General features: G+C 71.2%; 10 protein-coding genes. 6 read left to right on the forward strand and 4 right to left on the reverse strand.

Features of this window, described 5'->3' with window-relative positions; translation table 11 throughout:
- Nucleotides 1-736 precede the first annotated feature (736 nt).
- The 3 genes from AB0J80_RS32265 (at nucleotide 737) to AB0J80_RS32275 (ending at nucleotide 3,376) form a co-directional block, all read left to right on the forward strand.
- A complete protein-coding gene (locus AB0J80_RS32265; protein ID WP_364712613.1) occupies nucleotides 737-1,108 on the forward strand; it encodes a hypothetical protein in 372 nt (123 codons plus the stop codon).
- A gap of 91 nt (nucleotides 1,109-1,199) precedes the next feature.
- Nucleotides 1,200-1,922: a response regulator transcription factor gene (locus tag AB0J80_RS32270; RefSeq protein WP_364712639.1), complete on the forward strand. Its 723-nt coding sequence runs from the start codon at nucleotides 1,200-1,202 to the stop codon at nucleotides 1,920-1,922.
- Entirely contained in the window at nucleotides 1,919-3,376 is a 1,458-nt protein-coding gene (locus AB0J80_RS32275) for a HAMP domain-containing sensor histidine kinase (RefSeq protein ID WP_364712616.1), read from the forward strand. Before AB0J80_RS32270 ends, AB0J80_RS32275 begins: the two co-directional genes overlap by 4 nt.
- Here the strand turns inward: AB0J80_RS32275 and AB0J80_RS32280 are convergent.
- The gene (locus AB0J80_RS32280) at nucleotides 3,363-5,555 is read right to left on the reverse strand and encodes a fibronectin type III domain-containing protein (protein ID WP_364712619.1); all 2,193 of its coding nucleotides are present in this window, start codon (nucleotides 5,553-5,555) and stop codon (nucleotides 3,363-3,365) included. The genes AB0J80_RS32275 and AB0J80_RS32280 overlap by 14 nt on opposite strands.
- A 599-nt stretch (nucleotides 5,556-6,154) precedes the next feature.
- On the opposite strand from AB0J80_RS32280, the gene AB0J80_RS32285 reads away from it, so the two are divergent.
- A complete protein-coding gene (locus AB0J80_RS32285) occupies nucleotides 6,155-6,352 on the forward strand; it encodes a hypothetical protein (protein ID WP_364712622.1) in 198 nt (65 codons plus the stop codon).
- Nucleotides 6,353-6,395: 43 nt separating this feature from the next.
- On the opposite strand, the gene AB0J80_RS32290 is transcribed toward AB0J80_RS32285, so the two are convergent.
- The 3 genes from AB0J80_RS32290 to AB0J80_RS32300 all read right to left on the reverse strand — a co-directional run bounded on the left by AB0J80_RS32290 (nucleotide 6,396) and on the right by AB0J80_RS32300 (nucleotide 9,318).
- The gene (locus tag AB0J80_RS32290) at nucleotides 6,396-7,037 is read right to left on the reverse strand and encodes a pyridoxamine 5'-phosphate oxidase family protein (RefSeq protein WP_364712625.1); all 642 of its coding nucleotides are present in this window, start codon (nucleotides 7,035-7,037) and stop codon (nucleotides 6,396-6,398) included.
- 291 nt (nucleotides 7,038-7,328) lie between these two features.
- Nucleotides 7,329-8,654: a HAMP domain-containing sensor histidine kinase gene (locus AB0J80_RS32295; RefSeq protein ID WP_364712627.1), complete on the reverse strand. Its 1,326-nt coding sequence runs from the start codon at nucleotides 8,652-8,654 to the stop codon at nucleotides 7,329-7,331.
- Between the two features lie 10 nt (nucleotides 8,655-8,664).
- Nucleotides 8,665-9,318 carry a response regulator transcription factor gene (locus tag AB0J80_RS32300; RefSeq protein WP_364712630.1) on the reverse strand — a complete coding sequence of 218 codons (654 nt, stop codon included), beginning with the start codon at nucleotides 9,316-9,318 and terminating at the stop codon, nucleotides 8,665-8,667.
- A gap of 280 nt (nucleotides 9,319-9,598) precedes the next feature.
- Between AB0J80_RS32300 and AB0J80_RS32305 the strand changes: the two genes are divergently transcribed.
- Both AB0J80_RS32305 and AB0J80_RS32310 read left to right on the forward strand, forming a co-directional pair.
- Nucleotides 9,599-9,823, forward strand: coding sequence for an MbtH family protein (locus tag AB0J80_RS32305; RefSeq protein ID WP_364712632.1), 225 nt, complete (start codon nucleotides 9,599-9,601; stop codon nucleotides 9,821-9,823).
- 64 nt (nucleotides 9,824-9,887) lie between these two features.
- On the forward strand, nucleotides 9,888-11,903 hold the full coding sequence (locus AB0J80_RS32310) for an ABC transporter ATP-binding protein (RefSeq protein ID WP_364712642.1): 2,016 nt from the start codon (nucleotides 9,888-9,890) through the stop codon (nucleotides 11,901-11,903).
- Nucleotides 11,904-12,007: the final 104 nt, after the last annotated feature.

The following is a 12,007-nucleotide window of genomic DNA, read 5'->3' on the forward strand; positions in this document are numbered from 1 at the left end:
CGCTCTCGCGAGATTGTTACTTCGCTGTTGCCGGTGCGTCAATATTCCGGCAACAAACTTCAAGAAGATTTGCCGCCGTCGCTATCGGTAGAAGTTTTCGAGAAAGCTTTCAAGAAATTGTTATGCCGCGCACTAGGTCTGGTTCGTCCTGAAGGAGGCGATGTAAATCCGCCAAGTTTCGCAATAGTGATCACCAAGGACGAACCGAGCATTCCAGCTGGTCGCTCGGCGCATCGCCGGTCGGAGAGGGCCTCCGGCCCGGTCTCAGAAGTCACGAATTTTGCCATTTGCTCTGCCGGGTGGATGCGGCGGGAATGGATGGCACGTGCCATTCCGGTCCAGCTCCGCCGATAGCGATGCAATGCTCCTGCAACACCGGCGGTCAGCGTGTGGCCCGCTCCTGTTCGACTGCGCCGCGCCGATGGTGGGGGGGACCAATGACCGTGGACGTCCGGGACATCGAGTTCGAAGCCGTCGGGGGCAAGAATGTGCTCACGTGGGGCCAGCGGCCGCTGACCCGGTTCGCCCACCGGCTCGGCGAGGCCTGACCTCAGCGTGGTATCGAGCAACCGGGTGCTTCTTGTCCGAAACTTGGCCGCTCGCTAACCGTCGGCTGACCGAGCCTTGGTGGGCGTCGAAATAGCGTTCGGGGTGTTCGCCGGGCGGCCCGGAACCTTCGGTCGCCGGTCCGGCCCCGGCGGACGACCGACGTGTCCGTGACCAAGGAGAGCCCCTCGTGAAGCTCAAGCTCATCATCCCCGCCGGCCTGCTCGTTCTCGGCGGTCTGGCGGCGTGCTCCACCGACCCCACCGCCCCGGCCACCCAGCCCGCGGGCAACCAGCAGGAGGCCGCCGCCACCCGGCCCGCGGAAGACGCCGGTGAGGAGAAGGAAGAGCCCTTGACCGGCGAGACCAAGGAGAAGGCGGAGAAGGCCGCCCTCGCCGAGTTCCCCGGCACGGTGAAGAAGAGCGAGCACGACGTCGAGAACCCCGGTCTCTACGCGGTGGAGATCGAGCAGGACGCCGGCGGCGAGATCGAGGTGTACCTCGACAAGAAGTTCAACGTCGTCAAGACCAAGAAGGAAGACGGTACGGAGGACGGCGACTGAGCGGCCCGGAGCTGATCCGATCCGTGGCCGTGCCCGTACCAGGGAGGTGCGGCCACCCGCTCCTCGACGACGGAAAGAGATGAGCACGACGATGCTGAATGCCGGACAGGCCGGGCGTAACGGGACATCCACTCGGGTCCTGCTGGTCGAGGACGACAGCCGCATCGCCGGCCCCCTGACCGAGGGTCTGAGCCGGTACGGCTTCGCCGTGGAGCGTGTCGGCACCGGCGCCGACGCTCTGGCGGCCGCGCCGGCGGACCTCGTGCTGCTGGACCTCGGCCTGCCGGACATGGACGGCATCGACGTGTGCCGGGAGCTGCGGGCTGCCGGGCCCGTACCCGTGATCATGCTGACTGCCCGCGCGGGGGAGTCGGACCGGGTCGTCGGCCTGGAGCTCGGCGCGGACGACTATCTCGCCAAGCCGTTCAGCCTGCGCGAGCTGGTGGCCCGGATCCGGGCCGTGCTGCGCCGCGCGCATGCTCAGCCCGTACCGGCCGCCGCCGCGCCGGCTCCGGCGGGCGCGGCGGTGCAGGAGCTCGGGTCGCTCACCGTGGACCGGCGCACCCGCCAGGTGCAGGTGCACGGCCGGCAGGTGGCGCTGGCGCCGAAGGAGTTCGACCTGCTGGCCCTGCTCGCCGAGGATCCCGGTGCGGTCTACTCGCGGCAGCAGATCCTCGACCAGGTCTGGGACCCGCACTACTTCGGTCCCACCAAGACCCTGGACGTGCACGTCGCCGCGGTGCGGCGCAAGCTCGGCGACCCGGGAGTGATCGAGACGATCCGCCGGGTCGGGTTCCGGCTGGTGTGCGGGTGACCCGCCGCCTTCTGGCCAGCTACGTCTCTCTCGTCCTGCTCGTCCTGTTGGCGTTGGAGATCCCGCTCGGGCTGCTGTACTCCCGCGGTGCCACCGACCGGTTCCTCGCGGCGATGGAACGCGACGCCGTCGTCCTGGCCGAACGCTCCGAGGAGGCCATCGAGGAGGGTGACAGCCGCGAGGTCGCGCCCCTGCTCGCCCAGTACGCCCGGGAGACCGGCGGGCAGGCGGTGGTCGTGGACTCCGGCGGGCGGCTGGTGGCCGGCACCGCGCCCCGGGAGCAGGCCGACATCACCGCCGCCCTGCGCAACGAGCGCCGCTCGGGTCTCACCACCGACGGCGACCGGCTGTCGGTGACCGTGCCCGCCGCCTCCGGCGAGACCATCCGCGGGGCGTTGCAGCTGACCTATCCCGCCTCGAGCGTGGGCGCGCAGACCCTGCAGATGTGGCTCGTGCTCGCCGGCGCCGGGCTCGCCGTGCTGGCCGTCGCCGGGGGCGTCGGTGCGGCCCTGGCCCGGTGGATGACGCGTCCCGTGCGAGAGCTGGAGCGTGCGACGGCCCGCCTGGCCGGCGGCACGCTGACCCACCCGCCCGCGCTCGACCAGGGCCCGCCGGAGCTGCGCCGGCTGGCCGCCACCTTCACCACCACCGCCGAACGGCTGCAGCAGCTCATCACCGCCCAGCGCAGCTTCGCCGCCGACGCCTCGCACCAGCTCAAGACCCCGCTGACCGCCTTGCGGCTGCGCCTGGAGAACCTCGAACCGGACCTCGACCCGGCAGCGCACGACAGCCTCGCCGAGGCCGTCGCCGAGACCGACCGGCTCGCCCGCATGGTGCAAGGCCTGCTGGCCCTCGCTCGCCTCGACAACACCGCGGCCGACCGCGTACCCGTCGACGCCGACGCTGTCATCGAGGACCGTGCCGCGAGCTGGGCGCCGTTCGCCGCCGAGCAGGATGTCACCATCGACGTCCGCGGGACAGCCGTCGGCCCGGTGCAGGCCGTCGACGGCGCGCTGGAACAGGTTCTGGACAACCTGCTCGCCAACGCCCTGCGCGTCGCTCCGCCCGGCAGCACCCTGACCATCGACCGGCGCCTCGACGGCGACGGCATGGCGGCGGTGCACGTCATCGACCAGGGGCCGGGCATGAGCCCCGCGGACCGGCGCCGCGCCTTCGACCGGTTCTGGCGCGCCCCCGGCTCGGCCGACGACGGCTCCGGGCTCGGGCTGGCCATCGTCGAGCGCCTCATCCGCGCGAGTGGCGGGCAGATCAGCTTGGAACAGGCGCCGGGTACCGGCCTGGACGCCGGCATCCGGCTGCGGCCGTACTCACGAGCCCCTCGCACCGGTGGTGCCCACCCGCGGCTGACAGCCCGGACAGCTCGTCATCGGCCGGGGAGACCCGCCGTGTCGGCGAGTCCCCCCGGCGCTGCTGGTGCGGTCAGGAGACGGTGAAGGGTCCGGCGACCCCGCCCTGGTCGGATTCGATGTAGATGACGGTCGGGCGGGTCGCCGGTGCCGCCGCGTTGCGCAACCGCAGGTCGTACTCGCCACCGATGAGCGGCGGAGCTGCCGGCGTCACGCCGATGCTGCCCAGCACCGGTCCGGACAGCGATCCGGCGTGGAACAACACGGTTGCCCCGACGAACGAGCCGGTGCCGGTGACGCGGAAGTCGCCGGCCTTCCATTTGGCCGTACCGATGCTCACCCGGTCGACCGCCGGCGTGACCAGGACGTCGTCGCTCTTCGACCCGGCTGCCGTGGTGACCGTGAGCCGGAACGTCAGCCCGTTGTTGGTCATGGGGTACCGGTAGAGCGGCATGGTGAAGCGCGGGCTCAGCGTGGTGGCGCCGGTGAGGTTGACCCGGTCCGGATCGTTGAGGGCGATCGGGTTGGTGGTGCCGGTGGCCAGCTGGGTCCAGGCGTAGGTGGCGTTCGCCGTGGAGCCGGCGCCGGACAGCGTCACCGTGCTGTTGCGCGCTGCACCGGTACGGTCGGCGCCGGCGTTGGCCACCACCGCGCCCTGCGGCGTGAGGGGACCGAGGCGGTCGGACGGCTGGCCGTACCCGTTGATGTTCTTGGCTTGCACCGTGAAGAAGTAGGGGGTGTCCGGTGTCAGTCCGGTGATGGTCAGCGTCGTACCGGTGGTCTCCCGCAGGCCGCCGACCGGGTTGCCGGCCTGGTCCATGACCTGGACGCCGAAGCCGGTGATCGAGGGGTCCGCTGCGGACCACGACAGGCTCACCTGTCCGTTGCCGACGGCCGGTGTGCCGAAGCTGGGCGCGTCCGGGGTCGGAGTATTCGTGATCGTGTACGCGCGCTCGCCGATGACCGAGACGTTGCCGGCCAGGTCGAACGCCACGAACTTGAGGGTCGACGTCGCCGCGATGGTGACCGGCCCGGTGTAGTGGATCGCGTTCGCGGCCAGGACGTCGGCGATGACCGGGTCGGTGCCGTCCGTCGTGTAGTAGATCTCCGAGCCGGGCTCGTTGGCGCTCAGCGTCACCTGCCGCGCGGTCGGGTAGCTGCCGGCAGACAACGACGCGCTGACCGTGGGCGCCGTGACGTCGGTCTGCGGCTGCACCATGACCGGCGGGAATGTCTGTCCCACGCTGCTCACAGCCACGACCTCGATGTCGTACGACTCGCTGTCGGACAGCCCGGTGATCGTGGTGCCCTTGGCGGTCTGACCACTGATCCGCCGGCCGACCTCGACCTGCTCACCGCCGGTCGAGGTGTGCGCCACCGCCGTCGCCCGGTAGCCCGTGATGGCCGGGGTGCCGGGGATCGCGACGGACGGCTTCCAGCTCAGCTTGACGCCACCGGTGACCTTCACCGCGGTGACATCGGTCGGGCCGGGCGGACCCGACTGCAGCGGCCCGTTGGGGCAGCCACCCATGCCCGGACCACCGGCTTCGCCGTACTCGGCGATGGTCAGCCCCTGCCGGTTGCCGTCCGGGTCGGTGAGCTCCCAGGACAGCAGCCGCTCACCGAGGCCGGCGTTGGCGGCGATCCGGGCGACCGCCGGGTCGTCGAAGATGTACGTCGCGGTGAACGTGTCACCGGAGAAATCCACGCTCGACTGGTAGCCGCCCCGCGGTGCCGCGGTCAGCGGGCCGGGCAGGGCCCGCACGTCGCGGCGGGCCACGGCGGTGTCGGTCAGCGCCGGCTCGACGATGCGCTGCTCTATGTTGGCCCGGTCCACGCCCGCGCCGATGTGCCCCGTGACGGTGACCGTGGTGCCCTGCTGCACGGCGTCGGCGGTGACCATCGCGTCCTGCACCACCGTCTGCGCCACCGGGCTGCCGCCGAACCGGATCGACGCCACGTCGCCGGGCTGGATGTCCGGGGTCACGTTCAGCCCGGTACCGGCGCCCCAGCAGTAGCCGCCCGGGTGGTTCACCTCGAAGGCCACATCACCCTCAGCGACCACACCGGCCGCCGAACCGATGACGCCGGTGCCGGGCCGGGTGATCTCGATGGTGGCAGTCTCGCCGATGTGATCCTGGAAGCCCTCGACGGTGATGAAGTCACGGTCCGGGAAGACGACCAGGTTGTCGGGGAACGCGGGTACGGGTGCTCCCGCCGCAACGGCACCGGCCGGAATGGCGGTTACACCGACTGCGGCAGCCATCACCGCTGCCACGGTCAGCCGCGCACCGCGTCCGGATGTCAGTCCGAGCGGTCTGGTGGACGAATCGGTGGCCGCCGCGCGCGGCTCTCGAGAAACGGGTTGAGGCATGGGTGGGGGTCCCTTTCCACGGATGAGGTGCCCTCGACCACCGCTCGGCGGACGATCCGGCACCGGGGCAGCAGCGTCTGACGCTGCGAACGATCGGGCCGAGGCCGGCCCGTCACGCACCACGACGATCGGGCGGTTGCCACTCCCGCCCCTCACCTCCAGCCGTGATCCCGTCCGACGACGTGTCCAGGCCGTACCGGGACAGCGATGCGGGTCACGACCGGCGCACCGTAGGAACGCGTCCTGTGGGCGTCCTGAGGAAAACCTGAGGCAGGCACGCCACGGCGCCCGCGCCTGGCTGCCCGGCGTCACGCTGAACCGCCGCAACGACCTCAAGGGGCACGGACCTCCGGCACGCGAACCTCGCCGGCGCCGACTGGTCAACGCGGTGGTGCCCGGCGCCCGCCTGATGGAGGCCGACCTCACGGGGGCGGCCCCTGCGCGGCTCAGACCTCCGACGCGGCCCTCCTGGAGGGAACGCACCGCCCGTATTGCTGGTCAGTCACGACGCCGCCGACGGCATCTGGCGGCTCGTCGGCGCCTCGGACGCCGACAGCAGCACGGGCAGGATCGGACACCTGCACCATGCCGTGGACGAGGACCAAACTTTGATCGACGTCCTCGACCTGGCAGGACGGAGCAGCGCGGCGCGAGCCGGCGTCGGACAGCTCTGGACCGGCCCTCCCTAGCCGAGCGACGCGAACGGGAGCACCGGGACGACGAGCCTCCGCATCATTCGCTGCGCCCCCGGCAGGCGGGGGCAGGCGGCATGGGACCGGCCGGGCTCACCGGTGCGGTGCCGAAGTAGTCGCTCTTCTTCGGTTGCTCGGCCGGGGGTCGGCGCCCGCCCTGGCGGGGGATCTCGACCAGCCGTGGGATGTGTTTCGCGCAGTGGATGTAGGCCTCCTGCACCCTGGCGACGATCCATACCCGGGCGCGTTGTCCGGGCGGGGTGTCCGCCTGGTCCCCGGGGTCCTGGATGATCTCCGCCGTGCCGTTGACGTGCAGGCCGATGACCTCGTCGAAGTCGACGAACAGCAGGGCGACGTGGGGGTTCTCGGTGATGTTGCCGAGGCTCGCCATGACGCCGTTGCCGCGGTATTCGGGCCAGCTGAGGTGTTCCTCGTCGAGTACGCGGACGAAGCCGGGCGGCCCGGCTCGGAAGGAGTTGTCGCAGCTGCCGCTGAGGTCGGCCGTGGCGAGGAACATCATCCTCTGCCGTCCGATGAAGGACCGCATCCTGTCGTTGAGGTGGTGCAGGACCTGTCGCGCCTGGAAGGCGTCTGCCTGCTGCCGGGTGTCGAAGATGTCCTGCAGTCGGCGCTCGCCGCGGTTCATGAGGGGGCCTTCCTGCCGGCGGATGGTTCCTGCCACGCAGTGTCGTACCGTAGTCACTCGGATGCAGCGCGTTGCAAATTGCATGATCGCTGTTATCGGGGCCCTCCCAGGAGGCGTGCCACCCGCTCCAGGCGGCGCGAACATGCAGGTAAGCGATGCCCGAGGTTTCCCGAGCCGGCCCGGCCGTGGGCGGCATCCCCGCGGGCGGCCTGCCACTTCTCACTTGTCTGGCAGATCGCGCCATTCGGCGGGGTAGCGGAGCTTTGGCACCCGCTGCGCGAACGGCGCGAATCCGAACAGGTTGCCGAGTCTCCGCCGCCCGGTGCTTCACCGGGAGGCGCGCGCCGGTCCCGTCGGGGGAGAGAGCCGGACGTCCCCCTTGGCGGTCTTTGCCGTCCCCGGCCGGCTCGCGGGGGTCGCCGGGCACGGGAACGCGACAGTGATGCTCAGGCCGCCGTCGGGCCGGGCGTGCGCGTCCAGCCGGGCGTCGTGGGCGTCGGCGATCGCCCGCACGATGGACAGTCCCAGCCCGTACCCCTCGAGCCCGGCCGTGCGGCCGGTCCCGAGCCGCCGGAACGGCTGGAACAGCTCCTCGACCGCGTCCGGCGGCACGACGGTGCCGGAGTTGGCGACGCGCACCACCCCGCGGTCGTCGGCGGTCCAGGTCGCCACCTCGATCCAGCCATGGGGGTGGTTGTACTTCAGCGCGTTGTCGACCAGGTTGACGACGAGGCGCTCGGCAAGCTTGCGATGACCGGCGGCCGTGGCGGGGCCGATCGAGGACCGGAACGTGACGCCCCGCAGGCCGGCCTCGGCATGGCGGGTCTCGAGCACCTCGGCGGTGAGCCGGGCGAGGTCGAACGGCTCGCGTACCTCGATGCCTGTCTGCCCGCGAGTCAGGATCAGCAGCGCCTCGATGAGCCGTTCCTGTTCCTCGCCGGCGACCAGAATGCGTTCGTGCGCGGCGCGCAGCGACTCGGCGCTCGCCTCGGGGTCGTAGAGCGCGACCTGGCCGATGGTGCGCTGCCGGCTCAACGGCGTGCGCAGTTCGTGTGAGGCGTTGGCGACGAACTGCCGCTGGGCGCGGAACGCCGACTCGAGGCGGTCGAGCAGCTCGTCGAACGTGTCGCCGAGCTGCTTGAGCTCGTCCTGGGGGCCGTCGAGGGCGAGCCGCCGGTGCAGGCTGGTCGCCGAGATGTCGCGGACCGTGCCGGTCATGGTGCGCAGCGGGCGCAGCATCCGCCCGGCGACGATCCAGCCGAGCACGATGGAGATCACTCCCATGAGAGCGAGCGCGATCAGGGAGTTGACCAGCAGCGACCGCATCACGGTGGAGAGCTGGTCGGTCAGCAGCTGCCACGTCCGCGTGCCCTCGCCGCCGTCCGGCGGCGCCCCGGGGGGCAGGCCGCCGACGCCGACCGGCACCGGGATCGTGCCCTCGCCGGTCGCCGGGGCGGTGCCGGTCGGAGTGACCGCGTGCAGCACCAGCACGTACGTGACGGCCAGCAGCGCGGCGCCGGAGAGCAGGAAGAGCCCGCTGTAGAGCAGCGTCATGCGCAGCCGCACGGTTCGCCCATGGGTGCGGACGCGCGCGAGCGGGCCGGGCAGCCGGGCGGCGAGCCGGCGGAGCGCGGCGCGGGGGACGATGGACATGGCGGCGTCCTCAGATCCGGTAGCCACTCTTGGCCACGGTCTCGATGATCGGCGGGTCGCCGAGCTTGGTCCGCAGGCGGCTGACGACGATCTTCACGGCGTTGGTGAACGGGTCGGCGGACTCGTCCCACACCCGCTCCAGCAGCTCCTCGGCGGACACCGCGCGGCCGCCGGCGGCCAGCAGGACCTCCAGTACGCCGAACTCCTTGGGCGCCAGCTCCAGCGACCGGCCGCCCCGGGTGACCGCGCGGCGGGCGGTGTCGACGACCAGGTCGCCGTGGTGCAGCACGGGCGGCACGGCCGGATGGGCACGGCGGGCCAGCGCGCCGATGCGTGCCACCAGGGCCGGGAAGTCGAACGGTTTGGGCAGGTAGTCGTCGGCGCCCAGGTTGAGCCCGTCCACCAGGTCCTCGGTGGATGCGGCCGCGGTGAGCATGAGCACCCGGCTCCGGCAGCGGGCCGCCATCAGCTCGGCGCACACCTGGTCGCCGTGCATGCCGGGAAGGTCTCGGTCGAGAACGATCACGTCGTAGTCGTTGTAGAGGGCGCGGTCCAGGCCGGACCGGCCGTCCAGCGCGACGTCGACGGCCATCCGCGCGCGGCGCAGGCCCAGCGCGACGGTCTGCGCCATCTCCTTGTCGTCCTCCACCACGAGTACGCGCACCTTCGCTCCCTCTCGACGCGCCCGGTTGGACAGTGCCCCTCCCAGCTTGGCGCTCCTGGACAGCCTTCACCACCACCGGTTTCAGTGAGGTTTCGCCGGTTCGGACGGCACGCGCCGGAGGGCCGCCGACCGGGGAAATGTCGTGAAGACGATTCGGCGGGTGCCGATGAATAGGTGCTGTCCAACCGTCCGGAATGGGCTCTTGGACGGTCTTCTTGTCGGCTCGCAGCGTCGCTATTAGCCTGACCCTGCCTCCGTTCGAAACTGCCGAGGAGAGATCATGCCCAATCCTTTCGACGACGAGAACGGCTCGTTCTTCGTGCTGGTCAACGACGAGGGACAGCATTCGCTGTGGCCGTCCTTCGCCGACGTGCCGAGCGGGTGGAAGACCGTCTTCGGCGAGGACACCCGCCAGGCCTGCATCGATTACGTGGAGGCGAACTGGACGGACATGCGGCCCAAGAGCCTCATCGAGTCGATGCGGAAATCCGAGGCCGTCGGCTGAGCGGCGACGACCAACTCCGGGGGATGTCCCAGTCATGAGAGCCGGCACGCCACCACCGATGATGATGCGCGAAGGTCCCGATCTGTCGCTCACCCGACAACAGATCAAGCCGGGGACTCCTAAGCGGATCTTGCCCTATGTGAAGCCGTACCGCGGCGGCGTCATCCTCCTATTTGCAATGACGACGCTGAATGCCGCGATCGCGGTTCTGGTTCCCCTGCTCCTCAAATATCTGATTGACGACGGCATAGTGGCGGGCGACGCCGGCGTCGTCGCCGGCACCTCGATCGCCGTGGTCGGGCTGGCGCTGCTGTCCACGGTGCTGGGGCTCGGCGAGGTGTGGTTCGCGGCGCGGGTCAGCGAGGGCCTCGTCTACACCCTGCGGACCAGGGTCTTCGACCATGTGCAGCGTCAGCCGCTCGCGTTCTTCACCCGGGCGCAGACCGGCGCGCTGGTCAGCCGCCTGAACACCGACGTCATGGCGGCGCAGCAGGCGGTCTCGTCGCTGCTCATGATGGTGGTCTCGGCCGCGCTGACCATGGTGTTCGTCCTGGTCACCATGTTCTACCTGTCCTGGCTGGTCGCCGTCATCTCGATGCTGGTGCTGCCGCTGTTCGTGCTGCCCGGCCGGCTCATCGGCCGGCGCCTGCAGCGGCTCACCCGCGCGATGATGCAGGCCAACGCCGAGCTGGGCTCGCTCATGAACGAGCGGTTCAGCGTCACCGGCGCGCTGCTGGCCAAGCTGTTCGGCCGGCCCGGCAGCGAGCTGACGGCGTTCTCCCGGCTGGCCGCGCGCGCCCGCGACGTCGGCGTGCTGACCCTGCTCAACGGCCGGCTGCTGTTCCTGACCATGACGCTGCTGACCTCCCTGGCCACGGCCGTGGTGTACGGCGTCGGCGGCGGCCTGGTGATCAACGGCGCGTTCCAGATCGGCACGCTGGTGGCGCTGGCCACCCTGCTCACCCGCCTGTTCGCGCCGGTCGGCATGCTCTCCAACGCCCAGGCGGACGTGCTCACCGCGCTGGTGAGCTTCGACCGGCTCTTCGAGGTCCTCGACCTGCGGCCGCTGATCGTCGAGAAGCCCGGCGCCGAGCCGCTGCGGTCCTCGGGCACCGGCGCCGCGCCGGAGATCACGTTCGACCAGGTGTCCTTCCGCTACCCGCTCGCCTCCGAGGTGTCGCTGGCGTCGCTGGAACCCGCCGCGCTGCCGGTGCCCGAGCGACCCGTCGACACCCCGACGCTGCGCGACGTCAGCTTCACGGCACCCGCCGGCAAGCTGACCGCGCTGGTCGGCCCGTCCGGCGCCGGCAAGACGACGGTCACGCACCTGGTGTCGCGCCTGTACGACCCGAACTCGGGCGAGGTGCGGATCAACGGGCAGGACCTGCGGGACGTGACATTGCAGTCGCTGCACGACACGGTCGGCATCGTCACCCAGGACCCGTACCTGTTCCACTCGACGATCCGGGAGAACCTGCGCTACGCCAGACCGGACGCGACCGACGAGGATCTGGCCGAGGCCTGCCGGGCGGCGCAGATCTGGTCGCTGATCGAGACGCTGCCGGAGGGCCTCGACACTGTTGTCGGCGACCACGGCTACCGGCTCTCCGGCGGCGAGAAGCAGCGGATCGCGGTGGCCCGTCTGCTGCTGAAGGCGCCGTCCATCGTGGTGCTGGACGAGGCCACGGCCCACCTGGACTCGGAATCCGAGGCGGCGCTGCAGCGGGCCCTGCAGACGGCGCTGGCGGGCCGCACCTCCCTCGTGATCGCCCACCGGCTGTCGACCATCCGCGAGGCCGACCGGATCCTCGTGCTCGACAAGGGCCGCATCCAGGAGAGCGGCACCCACGACGAGCTGATGGAACGGGGCGGGCTCTACGCCGAGCTGTGCCGCACCCAGTTCGCCGGCCAGGCGTCGCGCAACGGCAGGACGCCCGTGCCCGAGCCGGCCGGCGCGTACCCGGCAGGGCCGCCGCCGTCCTTCCCGGGCGGACCGCAGCCGCCGTTTCCCGGCGGTGGTCCCGGAGGCCCGGGATTCGGCCCGCCGCCCGGCGCCGGGCCGTCGCTGCGGCCGGGCTGACCCGGCCTCGCCCCGCGGCCGCCCGGCCCGCACCGGCAGCCCCTGACCGCCCGGCCAACGCCGGCCGCCCCGGCCGACACCGGCACCCGGGCCGCCGGCCCGCA

Source organism: Actinoplanes sp. NPDC049548 (assembly GCF_040676695.1).
Taxonomy (GTDB): Bacteria; Actinomycetota; Actinomycetes; order Mycobacteriales; family Micromonosporaceae; genus Actinoplanes.

Excerpts from the sequence above, each read along its gene's own strand:
- AB0J80_RS32270 (WP_364712639.1), top strand. The coding sequence starts at position 1,200 with ATGCTGAATGCCGGACAGGCCGGGCGTAACGGGACATCCACTCGGGTC.
- AB0J80_RS32295 (WP_364712627.1), bottom strand. The coding sequence starts at position 8,654 with ATGTCCATCGTCCCCCGCGCCGCGCTCCGCCGGCTCGCCGCCCGGCTG.
- AB0J80_RS32305 (WP_364712632.1), top strand. The coding sequence starts at position 9,599 with ATGCCCAATCCTTTCGACGACGAGAACGGCTCGTTCTTCGTGCTGGTC.
- AB0J80_RS32310 (WP_364712642.1), top strand. The coding sequence starts at position 9,888 with ATGCGCGAAGGTCCCGATCTGTCGCTCACCCGACAACAGATCAAGCCG.
- AB0J80_RS32280 (WP_364712619.1), bottom strand. The coding sequence starts at position 5,555 with ATGGCTGCCGCAGTCGGTGTAACCGCCATTCCGGCCGGTGCCGTTGCG.